Origin of the sequence: Clostridium tertium (genome assembly GCF_902652255.1) — a bacterium.
In the GTDB taxonomy this organism is placed as follows: Bacteria; Bacillota; Clostridia; order Clostridiales; family Clostridiaceae; genus Clostridium; species Clostridium tertium_A.
Genome location: NZ_CACRTO010000005.1, coordinates 241,607 through 267,991, shown reverse-complemented (window position 1 = coordinate 267,991; position 26,385 = coordinate 241,607). Strand labels below are relative to the sequence as shown.

Here is a 26,385-nt window from a genome sequence, read left to right as displayed (position 1 = left end):
AATTATGTATCCAATAAAATTCGAAAATCTATATTATGATAAAGTATGGGGTGGTAGAGATTTAGAGGAGCTTAGAGGTAATCTTCCTTCAGGCAATATAGGAGAAAGTTGGGATGTAGCTTGTCATCCAAATGGAATGAGTATAGTAGCTAATGGAGAATTAAAAGGAAAGACCTTTAATGAGTTAATTATAGAATATGGAGCAGATATAGTAGGTGAAGAATTTAAAAATACAAATTTTCCCTTGTTGGTAAAGTTAATAAATTCAAAAGAAAAACTATCTGTGCAGGTTCATCCGAATGACGGATATGCTAAGAAGTATGAGAATTCTTTAGGCAAAACAGAAGCATGGTATGTTATTGATGCAAAACCAGGTGCATCTTTAATTGTTGGTACAAAGAATTGTGATAAAGATCTTTTTGAGAAGGCTATAAAAGAAGGAAGAACTGAGGAATATTTAAATAAAATAGAAGTTAAGAAAGGTGATTGTTTCCTTATAAAGAGTGGATTAGTACATGCTATATGTGAGGGAGTTATAATAGCTGAAATACAGCAAAGTAGTGATATAACTTATAGAATTTATGATTATGATAGACCAAGAGAATTACATGTAAAAAAATCATTAGATGTTATCGATTTTGATTTAAAAGCTATTAATTTAAGTAACAAAAGGTTAGAGAATTTTAAAGGATATGAAAGAGGAGTTCTATGTTCTAGTGAATATTTTACTATAGAAAAGTATGTTATTAGTGAGAGTTTAGTAGAAAGTAGTGACATAAATAGATTCTTTGTATTTACTTGTGTTGATGGATCAGGTGAGATTATTTGTAATGATGGAAAAGTAGTTGATATTTTAAAGGGAGATAGTGTATTAATACCAGCTATATTAGGAGAATACAGAATAAAAGGGCAAGTAACCTTATTAAAAAGCTATGTGTAGAGGTAATGATGATATGAAATATTATATTGGAATAGATATAGGTGGAACAAATCTAAGAGCAGCAATACTTAATGAGAATTATATAATAATAGATAAACTTATAATTGAAAATGAAGTTGAGAGTGGACCTAAATATAACTTAGGTAAACTAGTATCTATAATAAAAGAAAAATGGTTAGATAAAGAGATTATTGGAGTAGGAGTAGGATGCCCAGGACCTTTAGATATTAAGAATGGAAAAATTCTAGTAGCACCAAACTTGAAAACATGGGAGTACTTTAACGTAAAAGAGTTTTTAAGTAAAGAATTGAATTTGCAGGTTAAAGTTAATAATGATGCTAATGTAGCCGCACTTAGTGAGGCAATAATGGGATCAGGTAAAGGCTGTGAAAGTGTATATTATATAACATTATCAACTGGAATTGGTGGAGGATTTATTTATAAGGGAGAGATTGTTTCAGGGTTTAATAGTATAGCAGCCGAAGTTGGAAATATGATCATTAATGAAGATTGCTATAAACATAAAAATATGAATTATGGTGGATTTGAAGGGCAGTGTAGTGGAACTAATATTTCTAGGATTGCAAGCAAAGTAATGGGTAGAAAAATAACTACTAAGGAAGTCTTCGATAGTGCTAGAAGTGGGAATAATGATTTAGTTAATGTAATAAATAATTGGATTATTAACATTTCAAAGGCTATTGCTAATATTGTTATTACAGTTGATCCTGAAGTTATAGTCTTAGGAGGATCAGTTATTCTTAATAATAAAGAATATATTGAATTTATTAAAGAGGAAGTAGAAAAGAGGATTTTTGATGGCATAAAAGTGAATATTAAGCTAGCCAGTATGGGAGGTGATACAGGTTTAATTGGAGCAGGTATTTTATTAGCAAGTCCAAAATTTTAATATATATTAGTTCCCCCTAATATATATAGAGCTATAAAGGTTTATTAGAAAATAAGTCTTTATAGCTTATTTTATTTAAAAAATTTATGGATTATTACAAAAAACTTCTTTGTTTTCTAATACTTTTTAGTTTTATTGGTTTCTTATTTGTTACATTTCATATATTAATGTATAATTACTGTACTGAAAAAGAATACATACAGTGTAGAGGTGTAAATATGACTTTGGAAAAGAAAATCACAAGACTTACAATTGGTATTTTTATTACAATAATATTGATTATAAGTATTTTTTCTATAGCTATTATAAATAGCAAGGTATCTGAAGCAATAGGAAAAAGTCTTACAGATACAGCTTTTGTAGTGGCTGCAAATCCTATGATTCAAAAGGAATTAGCAGATAAAGGAGATCCAACACATTTAAAAGTCCAAAACTTTGCTGAAAGAGTAAGGTTAAAAACAGGATTATTATTTATAACAGTAATGGATCAAGAAGGAATAAGATACTCTCATCCAATGCCCGAAAACCTTGGGAGAAGATTTTTAGGTGGAGATGAAAAATTAGTTTTAACTGAGGGTGAGACATATGTATCAGAAGGTGAAGGGCATTTAGGAAGATCTGTAAGAGCCTTTGTTCCAGTACATAAAGATGGTGTACAAGTTGGGGCTGTAGCTGTAGGAATATTAAAAAGAGATTTAAGAGGTGAGGTTAAGGAATATATAATAGGATTAATACCAGTATTTATAGGAGTTTTAATAGTTATAATTTTTTTAGCAAAGAAATTAGCTACTAATATAAAAGGAGATATTTATGGACTAGAGCCAGAAGAAATAGCTGTTCAACTAAGAGAGAAAGAATCTATTATTAATAATATAGAAGAAGGATTAATAGCAATAAATAGCTCAGGATATATTACAGTGATAAATGATAAAGCTCTTGAAATACTTAACATCGATTCAAATGATAAAATAGATGGTAAAATAACTAATTTACTATTTGAAGTTATGTATAGAAGGAGCAGGATATTCAATAAAGAAATAAGATTAGATAACAATATAATAATTATGGGGAATTTCTATAGTATAATTGGTGAGTATGGTAAGGTAGTTGGGGCAATTGCTAGCTTTCAAGACTTTACAACGGTTCATAATATGGCTGAGGAATTAACAGGAGTGAAGGAATTAACTTGGAATTTAAGAGCTCAAAATCATGAGTTTATGAATAAATTACATACAATAGCAGGATTATTACAATTAAATGAAACAGAAGAAGCTTTAGAGTATATATTTCATACTACAGAAAGTAGAGGTATAATTACTGATAATTTAAGTAAAATAAAAGAACTTTCAATACAGGGACTAATATTTTCTAAATATAATAGAGCTGATGAGATGAAAATAAAATTTGAGATTGATGAAAATTCATATTTAAAATCTCTTCCTGATCATATAAGAGTACAAGATATATTAACTATTATAGGAAATCTACTAGAAAATTCAATTGAAGAACTTAGGATAAAAGAAAATGGATATATATATATTGGAATATTCCAAGAAGAAAATATAAAAATAATAGTTAAAAATAATGGGAGTATAATTGATGATATTACTAAAGAAGAAATGTTTAATAGAGGATTTAGTACAAAAGGAAATTTCAGAGGGCTTGGCTTATATAATGTAAAAAATATTATAGAATCATTAAATGGAAATTTAAAATTAACATCAGATAAAATTACGACATGGGAGGTAGAAATATAACAATGAATAATATTAAGGTTTTTATTGTTGAAGATGACCCGATGGTAAAGGAAATAAATACAAGATTTTTAGAAAAGATTGAGGGATTTAAGGTTGTAGGAGATGCAAGTAACATAGAAGAAGCAAAAGATAAAATTATTAAAGCTAAGGTTGATTTAATTTTATTAGATGTATTTTTGCCAGATGGAAAAGGGATAGATTTATTAAAATGGGTTAGAATCAATGAAGTTCAGATAGATACTATTTTAATTACTGCAGATAAATGTAAGTCTTCAGTTGATGAGGCTTTTAAATATGGTGCGATTGACTACTTAATAAAGCCATTTAAATTCGAGAGATTTAAAGAAGCTTTATATAATTATAGAAGCAGATTTATAGAATTAAGAAAAGTAGATAATATGAATCAAGATTATATAGATCAATACATATTAAAGATTAATACAAATTCTATAGAGGAAGAAGTAGAGGAAAAAGAACTATGCAAGGGCTTAAGTTTAAAAACATATAATAAAATAATAGATTATATGAAAGAAAAATATAGAGAATATTTGACGGCAGAGGAAATAGCAAAAGGTAGTGGACTTGCTAGAGTAACAGCACGAAGATATTTAGAAAAGATGGTTGAAGAAGGCAGAGTAGAAATAAATCAGGAATATGGGAAAATTGGTAGACCAACAAATTATTATATACTTAAAAAATAAAGACCAAAAAGACCAAAATAAACAATAAGACCACAATATTGCTTGTTTATTAATTAACAAATATACTAAGGCTGTAAATAACTTAAGATTAAGGGGAGATAGTTAAATGAAAAAGAGAGCTTTAGCATTAGTAATGTCAGCTTTAATTTTAATTCCAACAGCTTTAGTTGGTTGTAGTGGAAAGAAAGAAACTGCTGATATAGTTGTAATAGGAGCAGGTGGTGCAGGACTATCTGCAGCTGTACAAGCTAAACAAGATGGAATAGAAAATGTTGTTGTTTTAGAAAAAATGCCAATGGTTGGTGGAAACACAAACAGAGCTACTGGTGGTTTAAATGCAGCTGAAACAGAGCAACAAAAAGCAAAAGGAATAGAAGACTCTATTCAAACTATGTATGATGATACTATGAAGGGTGGATATGATAAAAACAACCCAGAATTAGTAGAAAAGCTATCTAACGAAGCAAAGGATTCAGTTGCATGGTTAACTGATTTAGGAGCAGATTTATCAGATGTTGGTAGAATGGCAGGAGCTACAAATTATAGAACTCACAGACCAACAGGGGGAGCAGCTGTAGGAGCTCATTTAGTTGATACGCTAAAGACAGCAGCTGAAAAAGAAGAAGTTGATTTAAGATTATGGAATGAAGCAAAGGAAATAGTTTTAGATAAAGATGGTAATGTTTCAGGGGTGAAAGTTACAGATAAAGAAGGAAAAGAATATACAATAAATACTAAAGCAGTAGTTATTGCTGCAGGTGGATTCTCAGCAAATCAAGAAATGGTAGTTAGTTATAAAGAAGACTTAAAAGGTTTTGCAACAACTAATCATAATGGAGCTACTGGTGATGGTATAGTTCTTGGAGAAAATGCTGGTGCTGATTTAGTAGATATGAAAGAAATCCAAACACATCCAACAGTTGTTCCAGAAAAAGCTGTAATGGTAACAGAAGCTGTAAGAGGAAATGGTGCAATTCTTATTAATAAAGATGGTAAGAGATTTACAAATGAATTATTTACTAGAGATGTAGTTTCTAAGGCTATATTAGAACAAAAAGATGGCGTAGCTTATCTTTTCTTTGATGAAGGATTAAGAAAAAGCTTAAAAGCAACTGAAGAGTACTTCAATATGGGATTAGTTACAGAAGCTGATTCAGTAGAAGAACTAGCAGAAAAATTATCAATAGATAAAGATACAATGGTTGAAACAATTAATAAATATAATGAAGCAGTAGTTGCAAAAACAGATGCAGAATTTAATAGAGAAGACCTTCCAAGACAATTAAATGAAGGAAAAGTATATGCAATACCTGTAACTCCAGCAGTTCACCATACAATGGGTGGATTAAAGATTAATACGAACGCTGAAGTTTTAAATAAAGATGGTAATGTAATTCCAGGATTATTTGCAGCAGGAGAAGTAACTGGAGGAGTTCATGGTGGAAATAGATTAGGTGGAAACGCATTAGCTGATATAGTTACTTTTGGTAGAACAGCAGGAAAGAATGCAGCGAGCTTTATTAAATAGGATTTAATTGTAGGAGGAATAAGAAATGAAGAAAATAACTGCGATATTAAGTACAATAGTATTATCTGCCACTGTTTTAGTTGGCTGTGGTGGTGGAAAATACACTGATGGAACATATACTGGTGAAGGACAAGGAGCTTCAGGTATAATAAAAGTAGAAGTTAAAGTTGAAAAAGGAAATATATCAGAAGTTAATTTAGTTGAACATAATGAAACTAAGACTTTAGTTGATGGAGTTAAGGATAATTTAGTACCAGAAATAATTGAAAAACAAAGTACTGAAGGTGTTGAAGCTATATCAGGAGCAACTAATTCATCAAATGGTGTAATAGAAGCGGTTAATAAAGCTTTAGAATCAGCATCTAAATAGAAGTTATCTCTCAAACTTTCAAAATATAATATATATTAAATTTTTTTGATAAACCCCCTATTTTTAATAGGGGGTTTTACATATTTAAAAATATATAATTTAAATTTGAAAATTTATATATTTGCAGATTAAGTTTTTGAGAAATAATTCTAAAATACCAAAAATATACATTATGTATATGTACAATATAATAAATATATGTCATTATGAAGTTAGAAAAGGATTACAAACAAATCGGTACAATTATATAAATTTAAGTGTAAAGGAGGTATGAGTTAGAAAAGTTATTTATAAAGCAAAGCATTAAAATTGTGATAAACATAAGAATAGAAATTTTATAAGTTTATAAAGGATGGGATAGTATGTATAAAAGGCTAAAAAAAGTTTTATCATTCTTTGCTGCAAGTATGATGCTTATTTCAGTTACACCTACTATAAAAGCTAAAGCTGATACTAATATCGCTGGTAATGGAAGATTACTAGTAGGTTATTGGCATAACTTCGATAATGGTGCAGGTATAGTTAAAATTAAAGATGTAGATCCAGCTTGGGATGTAATAAACGTTTCTTTTGGAGAAACCTACACTGATAGAGCTGTTGTTGAATTACATCCTGTATATAATGAAAAGGAATTTATAGATGATATCGCTTATGTTCAAGGTAAAGGGAAGAAAGTAGTTTTATCTTTAGGTGGTGCAGAAGGTACAATTCAAATTCCTACTGATGCGGCTAGAGAAAAGTTTATGACATCTCTTACAGGGTTGATAGACAAGTATGGATTTGACGGAATAGATATAGATCTAGAAGGAGGAAGTGGAATGATACTTCAACCTGGAGATACTGACCTTAAAAATCCTACCACTCCTCAAATAGTAAATTTCATTAAGGTAGTAAAAGATTTAGTTAAAAAGTATGGTGATGGCTTTATTATAAGTATGGCTCCTGAATTATCATATGTTCAAGGTGGAAATACTGGTTATGCAACTAATTGGGGTGCTTATCTTCCACTTATAGATGCAGTTAGAAATGAACTAGATTACTTACAAGTTCAGCATTATAATGCTGGTGGAAATATGGCTCTTGATGGAGTTACTTACAATCAAGGAACTGCAGATTTCCAAGTTGCTATGGTAGATATGCTATTACAAGGATTCCAAACTAGGGCATCTAAGAATTCTTTCTTTGCTCCATTAAAGCAAGAACAAGTCGTTATTGGTGTTCCAGCTTCACAAAAAGGAACATTAAATCCTAATTCAGGATATATTCCACCAACAGAAATGCTTAAAGCTTTAAATTACTTAGTAAAAGGACAATCCTATGGTGGAGCTTATAAGATGGTTGGAGAAAAATATCCTAACTTAAGAGGAATGATGGCTTGGTCAATTAACTGGGATAATGTAAATAATAAAGAATTCGTTAAGAGTTATAGACCTTTCTTTGATTCATTATCTCCAATAGTTCCTGAAAAACCAGTATTAAAAGCTGCATCAGTTAAGGCTTCAGCGGTTTCTAATAAGGGCTATTCCTTAACTATTGATGTACCAGCATATAATACTGCAACATCATATGAATTATTTGAAAATGGTAAATCTATAGCTACAGGAGTATTAACTTCAGGATTAACAATTTCTCAATCAATTAAGAAAGATTTTTCAAACAAGGATTACGGAACTTACACTTACTCAGTAGTACTTAAAGATGTAGCTGGAGTATCAGCTATATCAAGTAATACAACAGTAGAAGTTAAAGAAGTTGAAATACCTTCAGTACAAGAATGGCAATCTGGTGTTAGCTATAAATTAGGTGATAAAGTAACTTATCAAGGAAAAACTTATGAATGTATTTATGTTCATACATCTAATATAGCTTGGACACCAAATGTAGTACCTACACTATGGAAGCAAATCTAATTAATATATAAATAAACTAACTAAAAAATATAATAGCTTACAATAATGAAAATAATTCCATTTGGAATCACAAGGTTCAGTAGGGTTATGTTATTGTAAGCTTTATTTTATATATCTAATTAAATTTAAAAATTTCTAACTTTCTAATTTATTATAGATTTCTTATGAACTATATAGATTTTATAAATATTATCATTGGAAATTAAACATAATTTGCATTAATTTGTAACAGGCGTTAAAATATCTATGGGGAAATCTACGAAAGAATTATGAAAAGGGGAGTGCATATAGTGCTGAAAAGCTATATTAGGGACATAAAAAATGAATTTAAAGATTATAATTTGTTAAGTTTTAAACAAGACTTAATGGCAGGTATAACTGTTACAGCAGTAGCCCTACCACTTGCATTAGCTTTTGGAGTTAGTTCAGGAGCAACTGCAGCTGCAGGATTAATAACTGCAATATTAGCTGGATTAGTAATAGGAGCATTATCAGGAGGATCCTTTCAAATATCTGGACCAACAGGAGCTATGAGTGCTATTTTAGTAGCATTGTTTCAGAAGTATGGTTTAGATGGTGTATGGATAGCAGGAGCAGTGGCTGGCTTAATACTTATACTAGCAGGAGTATTTAAGCTTGGAAAAGTAGTTTCTTATATACCAACGCCAGTAATAACAGGATTTACATCAGGTATTGCTTTAATAATTGCAATAGGTCAATTAGATAATTTTTTTGGGGTATCAACTAAATCATCAGATTCAGCAGCTATAAAAGTGTTTAACTTTTTGAGTGGCCCATTAAATCCAAATTGGTATGCTCTTTTAATTGGAATTTTAGTTATTATTATTATGATATTATGGCCTAAAAAGTTTAATAAAGTAATACCATCATCTTTAATAGGATTAATAGTTGCTTTGATAATAAATATGATTTTCAAATTACCTTTAGATGTAATTGGTGATATACCACAAAAGTTAATTCTAGATGATAGACTTAGTATAACTTCAATAAACCTTGATATTATAAAAAATGTATTAGTACCAGCAATTAGTATAGCAGCATTAGCAATGATAGAAAGCTTGCTATGTGGAGAAGTGGGAAAGAAAATGAAAGGCGATCCTTTTGATACTAATAAAGAGCTAATTGCACAAGGTATAGGTAACTTCATAATACCTTTCTTTGGAGGAGTGCCAGCAACTGCAGCTATTGCTAGAACTAGTGTTGCTATTAAATCTGGAGGTAAAACTAGATTAGTAAGTATTCTTCATTCAGTATTCTTAATGTTATCTATGTTTTTACTTGCGCCTATAATGTCTAATATCCCATTATCAGCTCTTGCAGGTGTATTAATGGTTACAGCCTGGAGGATGAATGAATGGGAAAATATAAAATACATATTTTCTAAAAGATTTAAAGGGGCAATATCTAAGTTTTTAATAACAATGATTGCAACAGTTGTCTTTGATTTAACTCAAGCTATATTAATTGGTGTAATTTTTTCTAGTCTTTTATTTATAGTTAAGATTTCAAATATGGATATATCAATAAGTGAAGTAGATGAGAAAAGATTAGACAATGTTGAACTTAAAGGAAAGAATTTAAATAATATTAAAGTTATATACTTTACAGGCCCTTTATTCTTTGCAACAGCAGAAAAGTTTAAAAATGAAATACTTTCAATTAATGATGCAAAAATTATAATACTATCTATGAGGGGTGTTCCATTAATTGATACCTCAGCCCTTCAAGCTTTAGCAGATATAGTTGAAGAAGGAAGAAATAAAGATTGTACATTTATGTTATGTGGGCTACAACAGCAAGTTAAGGATATTATTGATAAAGCTGGATTTGAAGAAAAGCTTGGAAATAATATGATTTTCTGGAGTGCAGATGAAGCTATAAAAAAGGCAGAAGATTTAATAGCGTAGGTATATAAGCTATAGTAAATGTTAAAAATATAGTATAACTAATAATATATAAAGATTAATTAATAAGCTGTATCAACAATGCTGATACAGCTATTTTATTTTTTTATTTCACTATGATAATTCTTTAGTCATATTTTAGATACATAAGGAGTATTTTTTATATTAATAGGCAAACTATATTTACAAAAGAACATATGTTTGCTATACTTGAAATAAGAATTTCCATGGGAGGGATATCCTTGAAAGTTGTAGCTAAACCAATTAAAATGATAGCTTGGTTTAATGAAGATGGATCCATTAATCCAATTAAATTTAAAATAGAAGAAGATGAAGCTAAGGTAATAAAAATTAACAAAATACTAAAGAGAGAGAAGGAAAAGCTTGCAGGGAACATTATGGAGAAGTTTGTTTGTAGTTCCTCTATAAATGGAGTAGAGAGAATATTTGAAATTAAATATGATGCTAAAAGCTATAAATGGATACTATTTAAGATTTAGAAATATAGAGTAAAGGGATATATTTAAATAAGATGAGTGATAGAATAATTTTTCATATAGATGTAAATTCAGCTTATCTATCTTGGAGTGCTATAAGAATGCTTCAACTTGGAGAAACAGAGGAAGATATTAGAGAAATTCCATCAATAGTTGGAGGTAGTACTGATGACAGGCATGGAATAGTGCTTGCTAAGTCTATTCCAGCTAAGAAATTTAATATTAAAACTGGAGAGCCAATAGTAGATGCTTTAAGGAAATGTCCTAGTTTAAAGATTTTTAGACCTAATTACAGACTTTATATGGATTGCAGTAATGCAATGTATAACTTACTTTATGAGTATTCTCCTAAAATACAAAGATATTCTGTAGATGAAGTATTTATGGATATGAGTCATTTTAAAGAGAATTATATGGAAAAATCTGAAGAAATAAAGCTTAGAATAAAAAAAGAACTAGGTTTTAATGTTAATATTGGTATAAGTACAAATAAGCTATTAGCTAAAATGGCCAGTGATTTTGAACCAAAAAACTCTATACAAACATTATTTAAAGATGAAATAGAAGATAAGATGTGGCCTCTTCCAGTAGATAATCTTTTTATGGTAGGTAGGGCAACTAAAAAGAAATTAGATAAGCTCAATATAAATACTATAGGGGAACTGGCAAGGTTTGACTTGAAATTATTATGTAGCGTATTTAAAAGTCATGGTACTACTATATATAATTATGCTAATGGAAATGAAGAATCCTCTGTAAGAAAGTATAATTATATAGAAGTAAAGGGAATAGGTAATTCTACAACTATAGCCTGGGATGTAACAAGTAGAGAAGAAGCCTTAAAAATTATACTGTCTCTAACAGAATCAGTTTGTAATAGATTAAGGAATAATAATAGTTTATGTAAATTAGTTTCTATTTCTATAAAGGGTTTCAATTTTGAAAGATATACTCATCAAAGATCTTTAGAAAGTTATACAGATTTAACAGAAGAAATATTTAAAGAGCTGACTATAGCCTTTGATGAATCATGGAGAGAAGAACCTATAAGACAATTAGGTGTAAGAGTAAGTAAACTATGTAGCAATGAATTTTTTCAATGCTCTCTATTTGATAGTAAAAGGGTAGAAAAGCAAAGAGCTCTAGATAAAGCCATAGATTCCATAAGAGATAGATATGGAAACAACTCAATAATTAGATCTACCTTCCTTCATTCAGGAATAAAATCAATAAATGGAGGAAATGGTGAAGATGATTATCCTATGATGGGAAGTTTATTATAAGTTTAATTATAGATAATTTTTTAAAGATTATAAGAAATATATCATAGTAGTTATGTATTAAATATATGTATAAAACTATTATATAAATAATTAGAACAGAAAATAAGAGATGATTACTATCTCTTATTTTTTGTTCTTTTAATATAATACGATAGTTTATTTGAAATATAGGAAAAATATCAAATTAAAATCAATGTATATGTAATCTTAATATAAGAAATTATAATAAGAGAAATAATAAAAAGAGGTTGACAGTTGAGCGACTATTCAACTATAATACAATTAACAGTTGAGTGATCGTTCAACTATTTAATATATTTTTAATAGCTAAATACTGATAATATAAAATGGAGGATACTATGAAGCAAGATAATATATCTGATTGTATGCCAATTGAAAAAGATAAGGTGGAAAGAGTTAAAGCAAATGCAATAATAGATGATGAGATAAGAAAATTATCAGAATTATTTAAAGTATTGGGTGATAACACTAGGATTAGAATACTAACTTCACTAGCACAGGAAGAGTTGTGTGTTTGTGATTTATCAGTAGCTCTTAACATGACTAAATCAGCTGTTAGTCATCAATTAAAAAAATTAAAGGATGAAAGACAAGTTAAAAGTAGAAAAGTAGGAAGAAATATTTATTATTCATTAGACGATGAACACGTAGTAGATATTGTAAATAAAGCATTAGATCATATAAGACATAATTAAAGGAGAGGATAATATGAAACACAACCACAACCATAGTCATTTGCATAATCATAATGATAGTGTAAGTAATGTAACATTAGCATTTTTATTAAACCTTGGATTTTCTATTATAGAATTATTTGGAGGTATTATTACAGGTAGTACAGCGATATTATCTGATGCTGTACATGATTTTGGAGATAGCCTATCATTAGCCTTATCTTTTATATTTGAAAAGGTTGGTAATAAAGAATCTAACGAGAAGTACACATATGGATATAAGAGAATTTCACTTATTGGTGCATTAATAAATATTGTAGTGTTATCCGTAGGTACAGTATTTGTTTTTACAGAAGCAGTACGAGCTTTGTTAAACCCAACATATGTAAAAGCTGAAGGAATGTTATTATTAGCTATAATCGGTATTGTTATTAATGGAGTATCTGTATTTAGAATGAAAGGTTCTAAAAAAATATTAGACAAGACTGTAATGATGCATTTAATGGAAGATTTACTTGGATGGATAGCAGTATTAGTTGTTAGTATAGTTATATATTTTACAAGTTGGTATATTTTAGATCCAATTCTTTCACTTGCTATCTCCGTTATTATAGGAAGAAATATCTATAATAATTTAAGAGATGCTATTATGATAATAATGCAAAGAGTTCCAGATGAAGAGCTTTATAATAATATAAAAAATAATTTGATATCAATGGAAGAAATAGATAGTATTGAAAAGATTAATATGTGGACTATTGATGGTGAAGTTCATATATTAACAGCATCTATAAAGGCAGTGAATGATGCAAATAAAAGTAATTTATTAGAAAAAATTAAGGACATGCTTTTAAGCAAAGATATAAAAGAATCTACTATTGAGATATATTAAAGATTAATAAAAATACATTGATTATTTTAATATAATGGAAGTTTATTATAAAAGTGCTTTCTTAAAATTATAGTTGTAATTTTAAGATATAGCACTTTTTTTACTAAATTTCAGTGTATAATTAATTTTGTGAAAAAAATTAAAATAAGCTTTATATAAATAATATTAACTGAAAGGATGAAGAAATTTGGATAAAACAAAATTTTTTACTAATAGAATAAATATAATAGTAATTGCAATTATATGTACATTTTTATGGGGAAGTGCCTTCCCAGCAATTAAGGTTGGATATGAATTATTTGATATAGCAAGTAATGATGTTGGTACAAAGCTTATTTTTGCAGGATATAGGTTTTTCCTAGCTGGAGTTTTTATATTAATTATAAAATTAGCTATGAAGGAAAGTATTTTCAATTTAAATTTAAAAGATATAAAGGAAATAACAATATTAGGTATTGGACAAACTACCTTGCAATATATATTCTTTTATTTAGGAATGACTTACACTACTGGAGTAAGAGGATCTATTATAAATGGAACAGGAACATTTTTTAGTATTATTTTAGCTCACTTTATTTATAAAAATGATAGGCTTAATTTTAATAAGGTTATAGGGTGTATAGTAGGATTTTTAGGAGTTATAATTGTTAACCTTGGAACATCTTCAGTTTTAGAAGGTGGAATAAGCTTTAGAGGAGAAGGATTTATAATGCTTGCTGCCTTTATGCTTTCCATTTCATCAATTTACAGTAAGAAAATTAGTCAAAATAAAGATGCTTATCTTTTAACAGCATATCAACTATCAATTGGTGGACTAGTTCTAACAATAATAGGATATGCATTAGGAGGAAGCCTTAGAAATTTCACTTTTATATCTACTTCCTTATTAATTTATATGGCTTTATTATCATCAGTGGCCTTTGCTTTATGGTCACAATTACTTAAGTATAATAAGGTTGGAGTAATTTCAGTATTTAATTTTTTAATTCCTGTTTTTGGGACGATACTATCTGCAATAGTACTAAAGGAGAATATTTTCGATATAAAAATACTAATTGCTTTATTATTAGTTTGTCTTGGTATATATTTAGTATATAAAAAGAAGAATTAGAGTCTGGAGAAAATTATGAGAAAAAGTAATGAACTTTTATTAATAAGGTATTTATCAATTTTAATACTAATTGCTGATGTTTTAATTGAACGTAAAAGCACAAATATATTTAGCATTTTATTTCTATTAGCCTTCATAATAAATAATAACCTTAGGATATTTTTCTTTAAAAAAGAAAAGTCTATTGTTTTATCAATAGTAATAGAATTAGTTTCAATAGTCTTTGCTTATTTAAATTTTGGTGGAAATATTCTTTTCTATTTGATAGGCGTTACTATAGATGTATTTTCAATAAAGGATATAAAGATAAAGAGCATATTAGCTGCAGTTATACTAATTATTTCAACTTCATCATATTTAAATGGGAGTATAGAAAGTGGAATTATAAATTTAATAGTAATTATAATTTTTTCAATTCTTTTAAGTTATATTTCAAGACTTTATGATACTAAAAAAGAAGCTCAAAGATTATACGATAAGCTTAGAATATCAGAAGAAAACCTAAGAGAGGCTAATAATAATTTAGAGGAATGTTTATCTTCTATAGAAGAATTAACAGTTTTAAAAGAAAGAAATAGGATATCAAGGGAAATACATGATAGTGTTGGACATGCTTTATCTACAGCTATGATTCAGCTATCTGCAATGGAAGCTTTAGCAGATAAAGAAGGAAGTATTCTAAAGGATATGTTAAAGAATTTAAGAGATTTTATAAATGAAAGTTTCCAAGATGTTAAGCAGGCAGTAAAAGAGCTTAAATCAGAAGAATACAATACGTATAGAGGAGTTATTAGAATTCAAGAAGTATGTAAGAATTTTAAAAAAATGACTGGAATAGATGTAGATGTAATTATATCTAAGGGGACCTGGGCTTTATCTCCAAAGCAAGATACTCATCTACATAGAATAACTCAAGAAATTTTATCTAATTCATTAAAACACGGAAAAGCTACTAAGGTAAAAGTAATTATGAACTTTACAGAGGAAGATTTTGTGATATCTTTTAAGGATAATGGTATAGGAACTGATTCATTGCTAGAAAGTGGTTTTGGACTTAAGAATATTAAAGAAAGAGCCTATGAAATAGGTGGTACAGTTGATATAAAATCAGCTTTAGGGGAAGGCTTTTTTATTAAATTAGTAATTCCTAGAGAAAGGGAGATATAAGTGGAGAAAATTAAAATATTAATTGTAGATGATGAAAGCTTAATAAGAGAAGGGTTAAAACTTATGTTATCAACCTTTGATGATATTGAAGTTGTAGCAACTGCAGAAAATGGATATAAGGCCCTTGAGATATGTAAAAGTCAGGATATAGATATAGTTCTTATGGATATAAGAATGAAGGATTGCGATGGTGTAATGGGGACAAGGCTTATAAAAGAGCAATTCACTAAAATTAAGGTAATAATTCTAACTACATTTAATGATAAAGAATATATAAAGTCAGCCTTAAATTATGGGGCTTTTGGATATATGTTAAAAGACAGCTCTCATCATGTAATATACGAAGGAGTAAAAGCTGCTTATATGGGAAATATGGTAGTGCATCCAGAAGTTGCAGATAAGATGCTAAGTGGTGAAAAAGAAGGATTAAATACTAAGGAATTAGAAAAATATAATTTTTCAGAAAAGGAACTTAAAATTATTAAACTTATAGCTGAAGGCTTAACTAATAAAGAAATCTCTGAAAAAATATACTTATCAGAAGGAACTATAAAGAATAATATAACTAATATATTAGCAAAATCAAACTTACGAGATAGAACACAAATTGCAATTTTTGCTTTTAAAAATGGAATAGTGACTTAAGTCATTTATGAAGTGACTTCAAGTAGTGGTATCCCCCTAGGGCTTATCTTATTATAGAATTAAGATATATGCTTAGGGGGAATTTTATTATGAGTATAATAGAAATTAAAAATGTAACAAAAAGATTTAATGATAAGTTAGTACTAGACAATGTTAGTTACGAAGTTGAAAAAGGAGAAATATTTGGCTTTATAGGACCTAATGGTGCAGGGAAATCAACTTTAATAAATATAATGACAAGTTTATTAGAGCCAGATAGTGGGACAGTAAAAATCTGTGGCTATGATATTTTAAAAGAATCAATTAAAGCAAAAGAATGTATAGGATATGTTCCACAAGATATTTCATTATTAGAAGAGCTTACAGCTTATGATAACTTAGAATTCTTTGGAGCTTTTTATGGATTAAAAGGAAAAGAGTTAAAAGAAAGAATTAAGGAAGCATTAGAAGTTACAGGTCTTTTAGATAAGAAGAAGGAAAAAGTTAAAAAGTTTTCAGGTGGTATGAAAAGAAGATTAAATATAGCTGCAGCAATTATGCATCATCCAAAAGTATTAATAATGGATGAACCAACAGTTGGAGTAGATCCTCAATCAAGAAATCATATATTTAACTTCACTAAAAATATTTGCAAAGAATGGGGAACAACAGTTATTTATACATCTCACTATATGGAAGAGGTTGAAGAGCTATGTAAAAGAGTATTTATAATGGACCTTGGAAGAGAAATAGCTTATGGAAGCAAAGAAGAAATTAAGTCGTCTGTTTTCCCAAATAACAAGGTTATTATAGAAGCTAGTGGAATAACTGCTGAACTAATTTTAAATATAAGTAAAATTAAAGGAATACTAAATGTTAAGGAAAATCAAGATAGTATTATATTAACTATAGATTCCAATTTTAAGCTAAATAATGTTTTATTAACTTTAGAAGAAAATAAGATAAATATTAAAAAGATAAGCTATGAAGAAGCAAAGCTTGAGGATGTATTCTTGGCATTAACAGGAAAGACATTAAGGGATTAGGGGGGATTTTTATGAAGCTATTGTATTATACAAAGACTACTTTAAAAGGGATGGTTTCAACTGGAGTAGTAACAATATTATATTTTGTATTATTTCCAATATTATTAGCTGGATTTATGGGTTTTCTTCAAAATAGCCTACATGAGAATCCTTTAAAATTAAATGATGTAAAAGTAAAAATTATTGATAATGATAATAGTAATATGTCTAAAGCTTTAGTTGAGCTATTAAAAAGTGAAGATATGAAGGAATTAGTAGAGATAGATGATGAAAAGCCTGTATTAGAAATTAATATTCCTAAAGGCTATGAGGAAAGTTTAATATCTTTACAAAAAAACGAAATAAAAATCAATAAATTAGAAGATGGATTTAACAATTCAACAAATACTTTAAAGATAATATTAGATAAATATCATAAAAATCTTTATGTAAGTATAGCAGGAGGATCTAATGAATCTTTAGAAGAAATATCAAAGAATGCTATAGTTGAAACTACAAATATAAATACAAGTAAAACATCAAACAGTTATGAAGTAATGGCAGCATCAATGATTGGCTTTGTAATTAGTATGCTTATATTTTCTCAAATACAAGCTAGTTATACAGATATTAGTATGAAAGTAGATAGGAGAATTATTTCAACACCAATTAGTAAGCTTGAGTTTTTCTATTATGATACATTTGTATCTTTTATTTACTCATTTATAATTATAGGAGCGTATATATTCTTCTTTAGAATTGCAGGAATTAGTTTTACAGGACCTCTAATACCATTAATAGTATTATTACTAGCATCAGCACTAATGATAGTAGGTATTAGTAAGTCTGTTTTGACCTTCTTTGGAGCTAAATATGGAAAGTTAATAGGAGCATTAATATTCAGCTTACCTATAATAGGAATGGAAGCTTTCACAGGTGAAGGCAATGCATTAAAGGTACTAGCACCAACTCACTATATATCAAAGCTTCTTAATATATATAATTTAGAAGGAAGTATAAGTAGCAATATTAGTGATTTATCTTTAGTTATATTAATTCCAATAGTATTATTAGTACTTGCAACTATAAAAATAGTTATATCAAGAAAAATAGCTTTATCAAAGGGGGGTAAAAAATGCGCTTAATAACACTTACAATGATAAATATAAAAAGGACAATAAAAAATCCAGCAATGCTATTAATGACATTTCTTTTCCCTATGGTTGTGTTATTTGGAGTTGTTGGAACTGGATCAGGAGGCTCATCCTTAGGAAAAATAGGAATAATAGATAATACATCTGGCAAATATTCTAAAGAGCTAATACAAGAATTGGAAGAAAAGTATGATATAAAAAATCTAGAAGGAACTGTAGAAGATAGCTATAACGATTTAAGGGATAAAAAATTAGCTATGGTATATGTGTTAAATGAAGATTTTGATAAAAATATAGATTTAGGTAAAACACCTAAAATTGAGAACTATGTAGTAGAAACAGGAATGGGTTCAATAATAGCTGAAGATATAATAAATAATTATGTTAATAACCTATTAGAAGAAAGTATAAACTCAGGTTTAAGTACAAATTCTATAGACTCAGTAATAGTAGAAAATTATGAAAAAGATAGTAATGACTACTATATGGCAGTAATAATGATATGCTATTTTATGATGATAGGTGCTACTATAATAACAGAAGATATACTAAAGCTTAAAGCACAAAAAGTATTAAAAAGGGTAATATCAACAGGAAATAAAGATAGGCAAATACTAGGTTCATTATATATATCAAGCTTTATAATACAAGCTATAATAAGCTCAATAAGTTTAATTGTAGCTATTATGATATTTAAAATAGAGAGATTTAATTTAGGTTTGGGTATTCTTGCTATAACTTTATGTAGTTTAATAACTACGGCTATTATAATGACGGTAACAAGATGGGTTAAGAACCAAACTCTAGCAAGCTTAGCAGTTGTAATATTTGGTTTATTAGCCTTTGCAGTTGGAATTCTTGGAACTAATTTAGATGAGTTCTCTAATGTACCAAAGGCAATAGGATATTTAAGCGTAATATCACCATTTTCATGGCTTGGCAAAATAATAAATGGTGAATCTATAGTAGCTTCGATAATAGTAATTGTATTAATGTCCTTAGCCTTCTTTACCTTAGGAAGCTTTAAGTTAAGAGATTATGTAAAAGAATAAAGATAGGTTTATCTTAATACATCCCTTAATTAATAATAAAAAATTAGAAGTAAATAATTCCTTATAAATTATAAAAATTGAACTGATAATGCTAATTAAAAGGCCTTATCAGTTTTTTATTTTAGCATTATTATATTTTAGGAATATACTAATTTTTTATGAAAAAAGTCATAATTCCAAAATCAACTAATATAATTTATAGATTAATTATTCAAGTATAGATGGAGGGATAAAATGAAAAAGTATAAGGTTCTTAGTCAAAAAGATAAATGGTTTTCAGGAAAGTTTGATCCTCAAAAATTAGAAGACGCACTAAATGCATATGCAGATCAAGGATGGGAGTTAAAAGCTGCGGCTACTGCAGATATTGCTTCATTTGCTGGAAGTAGACAGGAGTTTATTGCAATTATGGAAAGGGAAGAAGATTAATGGCTTATACTACTGTATATAATGACATAGTATTTATTGAAGGAACTAATACTAATGCCAATATTGTTGGGGAAGTTAATTCAGATTTAAGCTTTAAAATAGGAGCACAATTAAAAAACTTAAACGACGTAAAAAGTGATATGGCAAATAAGGCAAAATTATTAGGTGCAAATTGTGTTTTAAATTTCAAATATGGACAAAAAAGCAGGTGGCTTGCTATAGACGATGTTGCGTTTTACGGGAATGGTAAAGCAGCAATATTACCACCTAGTATATACGAAGAATTAGTTAATAAAGTTAAGAGTAGATAGGCATTATGCCTATCTATTTTTAATTCTAAGAAATTATTTATAAAGGAAGAATGGATAAATAGACATAATCTAAAGTTTTTGCTAAAATATATTGAATAGACTTAAGGAGGAGAATTAGATGATTTCTAAGAAGCAACTTAAAGAAGATATAATAACTTATGATATAATAACGTATAAAGATGAAGATGGAAAGCAAATTGAGTATGTTGAAGTTACTCTTGTAGATAGGATTATAGATGTATATATGGATATAAGAGAAGTAAATATAGGACTGATTGCAAACAAAATAATTGAAGATAACTTATATAAATAAAAAGTGGTGAAATACTAAATTAAATACAGTATTTCACCACTTCTATGCTTAAGTCGTTTTATAAGATATAAAAATAATTAAACTAAAATAAGCTGAAGATTTTAGTAGTAACATTAGCTAAGATACTTATAATTCCAAAAGCACAGATAAATCCAGTTAAAAATCTCCTTGTATTAGTAGAAGAGTAGAAATTTATATACTGAGTAAACCAATCTAGAAACATAATAATCATAAAGAGTAAGCTTAAAACAATAGAAATTCTATAATTGAAAAATAAAGATATGATTCCTACAATATAACCTATTAAGAGGCCTGTACATCTAGCGCATATTGGAAATTGATAATTGTAAAAGAAAAAACTTCTATCAGATTTCTGATGACAGCTCTTAGAGAAGATTTTCATAGAATAAAGCCAAATCTTATCCCTATTACTCATTTATAAATCTCTTTCCACAATCATTACATATACAAGTAGTTTTTTCTTTTTCACCATCAGCACAACATAGTCCGCATAATAAGCCAACGGGGCCAAGACATATTGTACCAATAATACCACTAGGCAAATTAAATTCTTCCCTTTCTTTTTCAACAATAATTTTTATACTTTTGCTTCTGCAGAAAGGGCATATAGTATTTTCATATAAATCATTATACTTATTCTCTAAATCACTCATAACACACCTCTATTACCATATATAGTAAATTATATCATTGAAAGGTTCATTCTTGTATATTTATATATGAATTTCAATAAATAAAATTAACATGCTACGAATTTATATTTATGATTACTAATACCTAATAGATACTAATATAAGAATTTTTAGAGATTTTTAAATTATTCTAAAGTGTTTTCAATAAATAGAATTTGAGGAATTTATAATATTGAAGAATTTATAATAATGGTATATTATTGTAAATGTAATATTGAAATATGGGGGATTTTTTATGTGTGATATCAAAAGAGAAGAGTGTATTAATGAGATAAAGAAAAGTATTGAAGAGAAAATGGAAAAGCTTTTTGAAAAAGCCCATAAATATACAGAGAACTTAAGTCATGATGATATAGTAAGATTACATGAAAATCATATTAAAGATGTATTCTATCCTTATATCAATAATATTCCTTTCCTAGGTAAGATGATAGAAGACGAGGGGGAGGGAAAGGTATTAGAAGAGCTTAAGGTTAAGTTTATGGAGAATTTTCATTTTCATGAGAAGATGCTAAAGTGCGAAGAGTTTAGGGGAGATAGAAAAACTAAATATACAGAAGAAGAGATTTTAGAAAATGATAAGAAAATATCTAAATATATTCGTGAAGTTGTAACATCAATTATTCAAGAATGTAGGGATTTAAATAGTGATGAGATAAAAGAAATACATATGTTTATATTTAATCTTATATTCAATTCTGATATAAAACATATACCATGTTTTAAGAATGCAGCTGAAACTATGAATATGGATGTTATAAATAGAATACACGATAGAAAAGTAACAGATACCATAAGTAAATATATGTTAATGTATAAAGAAAATTAGAATAATAAAAATAGAATTCTTTAATATAGTTGATATAAGTAAAATAAATAAAGATTTACTTACATATATTAATTTTTTTGTGGTACAATAGAAGTATAGATAAAAAATATTGTTTATTTGCATGAGATTTTTTTATAAGTGCCTAAGTAAACGTTTACTTAGGCGATTTTATGTATAATAAAATGTATTAGATATTATCTAGGATAATTAATATAGAATATTATTAGGATTAAAAAGGAGGTAAATTAAATGTTTAAAAAAGGGGATTTAATTTTATATTCATCACATGGAATATGTAAAATAGATGATATATGTGAAAAGACTTTTTCATATAAAAAGAGAAACTACTATATATTGCATCCTATGGGTGATAAAAAACTAAGTATAAGTGTTCCAGTAGATAATGAAAATGCATCAATGCTTGAACTTTTAACACAAGAAGAAGCCAAGGAGATACTAGAATCATTTAAGTATGATGGATGTGATTGGATAGCTTTAGATAAAGAAAGAGGAGAAGTATATAGTGAGGTAGTAAAACGAGGAAATAGAAAAGAAATAGCTAAAATAGCTAATACTCTTATTAAAGAAAAAGATAAGCTAGAAGCAAATGGTAAAAAATTTCATGAAAAAGATAAAAAACTATTATCAAATATAGAAAACTCATTATTTTCTGAACTTGCTTTTTTATTAAATGTTTCTTTAGAAGATATTGAAGCTAAAATAAACACATACCTAAAAAATTAGAGGTGATAATTTTTGAATATTCACAAGGAGAAACTTATTACACTAGATTCAGTAATGAAACAGATAGAAAAGCAATATGGAAAAGGATCAGTTATGAAGCTTGAATCAAATATAATAATGGATATTGAAGCTATATCTACGAGATGTTTATCACTAGATATAGCTTTAGGTTTGGGCTGAGTTTCTGAGGCTTAATAGTAGAAATATATGTACCAAAAGCTCAAGTAATATAGCAATAGCCTTACATATAATAGCAGAAGCTTTAGAAAGCTTACAGCAACTATCAATAGATTTAAAAAGTGTTTTAACACTTGTAAATCAATTAAGAGAAAAAATAGGCAGAATGTTTGGTAAATTAGAGACAATAACAAGTGGACGAGCTCTAGGATTATATTCATAAATAAGATTAGATACAAGAAAAATTGATATTATAAAAGTAGATCATGGTTTTTATACAAATATATAAGACTAGGTCAAGGGAAAGAAAGTCTATGTAGAATTAGTTTATAAGAAGTCTATATGGGCTTTTTGTTTATAATAGACAGTGATTCTTTAGAAAAATATATAAATATTATTAAATTATAGGATGTATTATTTAATACATCCTTTTCTTATACAAAGGAAATGGAGTATTCTCGACATTATATGGTAAAATATAATAAATTTGGTATAATATATTTAGTTTTATATAGGAATAGGGGGAATATAATGTCGAAGAAAGATGACTACATTTACAGCTATATTGATAAAGAAATGATAGATACTAAAGAAGGGCCTAAATTTGATAGTGAAAGATACAAAAAGAAAAAAAGTGAAAAGTCTGTTATCATGGCAATTATAGTAGGATCTTTATTGGGGGTACTTCTTTTAGCGATTATGATCATGAAGGATATAGTGAAGGATAATTTAAGTTCAGATGTATTTAAAAATATAAGAAATACATTACCTTATACAAGAAACGAATTAATAGAAGAAGTGGATGAGCTTTTAAATACATCAAAAAATATAGTAGAAGATACTAATAAAATTATTAATGATATAGCAACTGCTTATTCAAATAAGGACTTTTCAGAAGCTACTAAAAATAAGATGGAAAACACATTAGCTGAAGTCAAAAAACATAATTTAGATAGCTATACAGATGGAGAATACCAAAATATAAAAACAAAGATTACAAGTCATATTAATCTTGCAGAAAATTGTTTTGACTATTATAAAGGATTAAATTCTCAAAGTAATGAAGCATCGAATTACTTAAATAATATAATAAATGAGAAAATGAAGTATATTAAGTCTTATGATGAAGATGTAAAGTCTACAATAACTAATGCTGGATTAGAATATGAGATCTTAGAAAATGGAAGTATAAAGTTTTATTAGTAACCAGAGAAATTATAAAATATACATTCAATAAACTTGATATGGGAGATTTGTAAATAACGATTATTTAATCAGTTTTACATATCTCCTATTATTTTTATAGAATTAACCTTATTTATTAAATCAAACTATATAAATCTGTTAACAATTTAGACATAATTCTACATGTGGATTTAAAAAATAAATATGTATTCAATTACAAATTTATTAATGTTAATAGATTTTTAATAAAAAATTATTAAATTAAATAAACGATAAAAAATATAAATTATCAATAAAACTATAATATTTATATCAAATTATAATATAAATATTTATTCTGTTAATATATTTATATATTGACAAGTATAAAATTGACAATATATAATGTATTAAGGGGATGAACGAAATTAACATTTTGTAAATAATAATTTTGTTTGTTTGATAAATAAATAAAAGGGGGATAAACATGAAAAATGTTAAGAAACTATTAACACTAGTGATGTCGCTTGCTTTATCCGTTAGCTTAGTAGCTTGTGGTGGATCAAAAGGTTCAGGTAATGCATCATCTGGTGGAGGACAAACTGTAAAAGTACAATTTGATGTTGAAGTTGCATCAATGGATCCTCAAATAGCAGTAGATGGTACTTCTTTTGAAGCTATAGCAGCTGTTACAGAAGGACTATATTCTATTGATGAGGCAGGATCACCAATATTAGCTGCAGCAGAATCTGCAGAAAAAAGTGAAGATGGATTAACTTATACTTTTAAAATAAGAGATAATAAGTGGTCTAATGGGGAAAAAGTTACAGCAAAAGATTTCGTATTTGCTTGGAGACGTCTAGCAGATCCTAAGACAGCAAGTGAATATGGATTCATGATGAGTATTGCTGGAGTTAAAAATGCTGATGACATATTAGCAGGTAAGAAGGGAATAGAAGAACTAGGAGTAACTGCAAAGGATGATCAAACTTTAGTAGTTGAGTTATCTCACCCAGTTACATTCTTTGAATCATTATTAGCATTCCCATCATTCTTCCCAGTAAATGAAGAATTCTATAAAGAAGCTGGAGATAGCTTTGCTACATCACCAGAAACTATATTAGCTAATGGACCATACAAGATGTCATCATATGAGCCAGCAGCTACAACTATAGACTTAGTTAAGAATGAAGATTATTGGGATGCTGAGTCAGTTAAAGTTGACGGAATACAATTCCAAGTAATTAAGGATGCTCAACAAACTATGCTTGCATATCAAAATGGTGATTTAGATGTAGCTACACTTGCAGGAGACCAAGTAGAGCAATTTAAAGAAGATCCTGAATTTACTAATGTTGCAGCAGGATACTTATGGTATGTTTCAGTTAACTTAAAGGTGCCAGGACTAGAAAATGAAAACTTACGTAAGGCTATTGCATTATCTTACGACAAAGAAGCAATAGTTAATAACATATTAAAAGATGGTTCTATAGTAGCAGATTTTGCAGTACCTGAATTACTAGCTACAGGACCAGATGGAAAAGACTTCCGTGAAACTACTGGAACTTATCTTGCAACAGATAAGGCTAAAGCTTTAGAATACTTTAATAAAGCAAAACAAGAATTAGGAAAAGAAACTTTCACATATAAGATGATGGTTGAAGATACTGAATCAGCTCAAAACGTAGCTCAATTCCTTCAATCAGAAATTCAAACAACTCTTCCAGGAGTTAAAGTTGAATTAGAAGTACTTCCTAAGAAAAACAGAGTTGAAAGAATGCAATCTGGAGACTTTGAAACAGTATTAACTCGTTGGGGTCCTGACTATGCAGATCCAATGACTTACTTAGACATGTGGACAACTGATAGTCCTAACAACTACGGTTTCTGGTCTAATGCAGAATACGATAAAACAATCCAATCTGCAAAGGATGGAGAACTTGCTTTAAATCCTGAAGAAAGATGGGAAGCATTAAAAGGCTTAGAAAAGACAGTAATGGATGAGGCTGTAATTCTTCCAGTATATCAAAAAGGTAATGCTGTAATGATTAAGTCTAACGTTACAGGAGTAGAACACCACTCAGTTGGAGTTCCAAGAATCTTTAAGAACTTAGCTAAGAATTAGTAGTTTTGAATAAGTAATTTATGGGCTGTCGAAAGACAG

29 protein-coding genes are annotated in these 26,385 nt (G+C 28.2%); 27 read left to right on the top strand and 2 right to left on the bottom strand.

Annotated features, from left to right (window positions below; all coding sequences use genetic code 11):
- Positions 1-4: 4 nt before the first annotated feature.
- From GPX08_RS01205 to GPX08_RS01105, 21 genes are all read left to right on the top strand, one after another.
- Positions 5-940 carry a mannose-6-phosphate isomerase gene (locus tag GPX08_RS01205; protein ID WP_156624581.1) on the top strand — a complete coding sequence of 312 codons (936 nt, stop codon included), beginning with the start codon at positions 5-7 and terminating at the stop codon, positions 938-940.
- Positions 941-953: 13 nt separating this feature from the next.
- Positions 954-1,850 carry an ROK family protein gene (locus tag GPX08_RS01200; protein WP_156624579.1) on the top strand — a complete coding sequence of 299 codons (897 nt, stop codon included), beginning with the start codon at positions 954-956 and terminating at the stop codon, positions 1,848-1,850.
- 218 nt (positions 1,851-2,068) lie between these two features.
- Positions 2,069-3,607: a GHKL domain-containing protein gene (locus tag GPX08_RS01195; protein WP_156624577.1), complete on the top strand. Its 1,539-nt coding sequence runs from the start codon at positions 2,069-2,071 to the stop codon at positions 3,605-3,607.
- Between the two features lie 2 nt (positions 3,608-3,609).
- A complete protein-coding gene (locus tag GPX08_RS01190; RefSeq protein ID WP_156624576.1) occupies positions 3,610-4,308 on the top strand; it encodes a response regulator in 699 nt (232 codons plus the stop codon).
- Between the two features lie 133 nt (positions 4,309-4,441).
- Positions 4,442-5,836 (top strand): flavocytochrome c, encoded by a 1,395-nt coding sequence (locus GPX08_RS01185; protein WP_156625003.1) that lies wholly within the window; start codon positions 4,442-4,444, stop codon positions 5,834-5,836.
- Positions 5,837-5,861: 25 nt separating this feature from the next.
- Positions 5,862-6,206: an FMN-binding protein gene (locus tag GPX08_RS01180; RefSeq protein WP_156624574.1), complete on the top strand. Its 345-nt coding sequence runs from the start codon at positions 5,862-5,864 to the stop codon at positions 6,204-6,206.
- A 362-nt stretch (positions 6,207-6,568) separates the two neighbouring features.
- Positions 6,569-8,116 (top strand): chitinase, encoded by a 1,548-nt coding sequence (locus GPX08_RS01175; protein WP_156624572.1) that lies wholly within the window; start codon positions 6,569-6,571, stop codon positions 8,114-8,116.
- A gap of 290 nt (positions 8,117-8,406) precedes the next feature.
- Complete coding sequence (locus GPX08_RS01170; protein ID WP_156624570.1) at positions 8,407-10,044, top strand: STAS domain-containing protein; 1,638 nt, start codon at positions 8,407-8,409, stop codon at positions 10,042-10,044.
- A gap of 239 nt (positions 10,045-10,283) precedes the next feature.
- Positions 10,284-10,541: a hypothetical protein gene (locus tag GPX08_RS01165; RefSeq protein WP_156624568.1), complete on the top strand. Its 258-nt coding sequence runs from the start codon at positions 10,284-10,286 to the stop codon at positions 10,539-10,541.
- Between the two features lie 32 nt (positions 10,542-10,573).
- On the top strand, positions 10,574-11,821 hold the full coding sequence (locus GPX08_RS01160; RefSeq protein WP_156624566.1) for a DNA polymerase IV: 1,248 nt from the start codon (positions 10,574-10,576) through the stop codon (positions 11,819-11,821).
- 359 nt (positions 11,822-12,180) lie between these two features.
- The gene (locus tag GPX08_RS01155) at positions 12,181-12,537 is read left to right on the top strand and encodes a metalloregulator ArsR/SmtB family transcription factor (RefSeq protein ID WP_156624564.1); all 357 of its coding nucleotides are present in this window, start codon (positions 12,181-12,183) and stop codon (positions 12,535-12,537) included.
- A 13-nt stretch (positions 12,538-12,550) separates the two neighbouring features.
- A complete protein-coding gene (locus GPX08_RS01150) occupies positions 12,551-13,408 on the top strand; it encodes a cation diffusion facilitator family transporter (RefSeq protein WP_156624562.1) in 858 nt (285 codons plus the stop codon).
- Between the two features lie 187 nt (positions 13,409-13,595).
- On the top strand, positions 13,596-14,519 hold the full coding sequence (locus GPX08_RS01145) for an EamA family transporter (protein WP_156624560.1): 924 nt from the start codon (positions 13,596-13,598) through the stop codon (positions 14,517-14,519).
- Between the two features lie 15 nt (positions 14,520-14,534).
- Positions 14,535-15,686 carry a sensor histidine kinase gene (locus GPX08_RS01140; protein WP_156624558.1) on the top strand — a complete coding sequence of 384 codons (1,152 nt, stop codon included), beginning with the start codon at positions 14,535-14,537 and terminating at the stop codon, positions 15,684-15,686.
- On the top strand, positions 15,687-16,331 hold the full coding sequence (locus GPX08_RS01135) for a response regulator (RefSeq protein ID WP_156624556.1): 645 nt from the start codon (positions 15,687-15,689) through the stop codon (positions 16,329-16,331).
- An 89-nt stretch (positions 16,332-16,420) separates the two neighbouring features.
- Positions 16,421-17,356, top strand: coding sequence for an ATP-binding cassette domain-containing protein (locus GPX08_RS01130; protein WP_156624554.1), 936 nt, complete (start codon positions 16,421-16,423; stop codon positions 17,354-17,356).
- Positions 17,357-17,367: 11 nt separating this feature from the next.
- A complete protein-coding gene (locus tag GPX08_RS01125; protein WP_156624553.1) occupies positions 17,368-18,480 on the top strand; it encodes an ABC transporter permease in 1,113 nt (370 codons plus the stop codon).
- On the top strand, positions 18,471-19,541 hold the full coding sequence (locus tag GPX08_RS01120; protein WP_156624551.1) for an ABC transporter permease: 1,071 nt from the start codon (positions 18,471-18,473) through the stop codon (positions 19,539-19,541). Before GPX08_RS01125 ends, GPX08_RS01120 begins: the two co-directional genes overlap by 10 nt.
- Before the next feature lie 234 nt (positions 19,542-19,775).
- Entirely contained in the window at positions 19,776-19,970 is a 195-nt protein-coding gene (locus GPX08_RS01115; RefSeq protein ID WP_156624549.1) for a DUF4177 domain-containing protein, read from the top strand.
- Positions 19,970-20,281 (top strand): hypothetical protein, encoded by a 312-nt coding sequence (locus tag GPX08_RS01110; RefSeq protein ID WP_156624547.1) that lies wholly within the window; start codon positions 19,970-19,972, stop codon positions 20,279-20,281. The genes GPX08_RS01115 and GPX08_RS01110 overlap by 1 nt, the downstream gene beginning before the upstream one ends.
- 118 nt (positions 20,282-20,399) lie before the next feature.
- Positions 20,400-20,594 carry a hypothetical protein gene (locus GPX08_RS01105; protein WP_156624545.1) on the top strand — a complete coding sequence of 65 codons (195 nt, stop codon included), beginning with the start codon at positions 20,400-20,402 and terminating at the stop codon, positions 20,592-20,594.
- An 82-nt stretch (positions 20,595-20,676) separates the two neighbouring features.
- Here GPX08_RS01105 and GPX08_RS01100 read toward each other — a convergent pair whose 3' ends face one another.
- Positions 20,677-21,030, bottom strand: a complete 354-nt coding sequence (locus GPX08_RS01100) for a DUF2085 domain-containing protein (protein ID WP_156624543.1) — start codon at positions 21,028-21,030, stop codon at positions 20,677-20,679.
- Positions 21,023-21,268 (bottom strand): hypothetical protein, encoded by a 246-nt coding sequence (locus GPX08_RS01095; RefSeq protein WP_156624541.1) that lies wholly within the window; start codon positions 21,266-21,268, stop codon positions 21,023-21,025. Before GPX08_RS01095 ends, GPX08_RS01100 begins: the two co-directional genes overlap by 8 nt.
- Positions 21,269-21,542: 274 nt before the next feature.
- On the opposite strand from GPX08_RS01095, the gene GPX08_RS01090 reads away from it, so the two are divergent.
- From GPX08_RS01090 to GPX08_RS01065, 6 genes are all read left to right on the top strand, one after another.
- Positions 21,543-22,136: a hypothetical protein gene (locus GPX08_RS01090; protein ID WP_156624539.1), complete on the top strand. Its 594-nt coding sequence runs from the start codon at positions 21,543-21,545 to the stop codon at positions 22,134-22,136.
- A 249-nt stretch (positions 22,137-22,385) separates the two neighbouring features.
- Complete coding sequence (locus GPX08_RS01085; RefSeq protein ID WP_156624537.1) at positions 22,386-22,880, top strand: CarD family transcriptional regulator; 495 nt, start codon at positions 22,386-22,388, stop codon at positions 22,878-22,880.
- Between the two features lie 54 nt (positions 22,881-22,934).
- Positions 22,935-23,060, top strand: a complete 126-nt coding sequence (locus GPX08_RS01080; protein WP_156625000.1) for a hypothetical protein — start codon at positions 22,935-22,937, stop codon at positions 23,058-23,060.
- Between the two features lie 4 nt (positions 23,061-23,064).
- Positions 23,065-23,280 carry a hypothetical protein gene (locus GPX08_RS01075; protein ID WP_156625002.1) on the top strand — a complete coding sequence of 72 codons (216 nt, stop codon included), beginning with the start codon at positions 23,065-23,067 and terminating at the stop codon, positions 23,278-23,280.
- Between the two features lie 308 nt (positions 23,281-23,588).
- Positions 23,589-24,260 carry a hypothetical protein gene (locus tag GPX08_RS01070; RefSeq protein ID WP_156624535.1) on the top strand — a complete coding sequence of 224 codons (672 nt, stop codon included), beginning with the start codon at positions 23,589-23,591 and terminating at the stop codon, positions 24,258-24,260.
- A gap of 448 nt (positions 24,261-24,708) precedes the next feature.
- Complete coding sequence (locus tag GPX08_RS01065) at positions 24,709-26,346, top strand: peptide ABC transporter substrate-binding protein (protein ID WP_156624533.1); 1,638 nt, start codon at positions 24,709-24,711, stop codon at positions 26,344-26,346.
- Positions 26,347-26,385 lie beyond the last annotated feature (39 nt).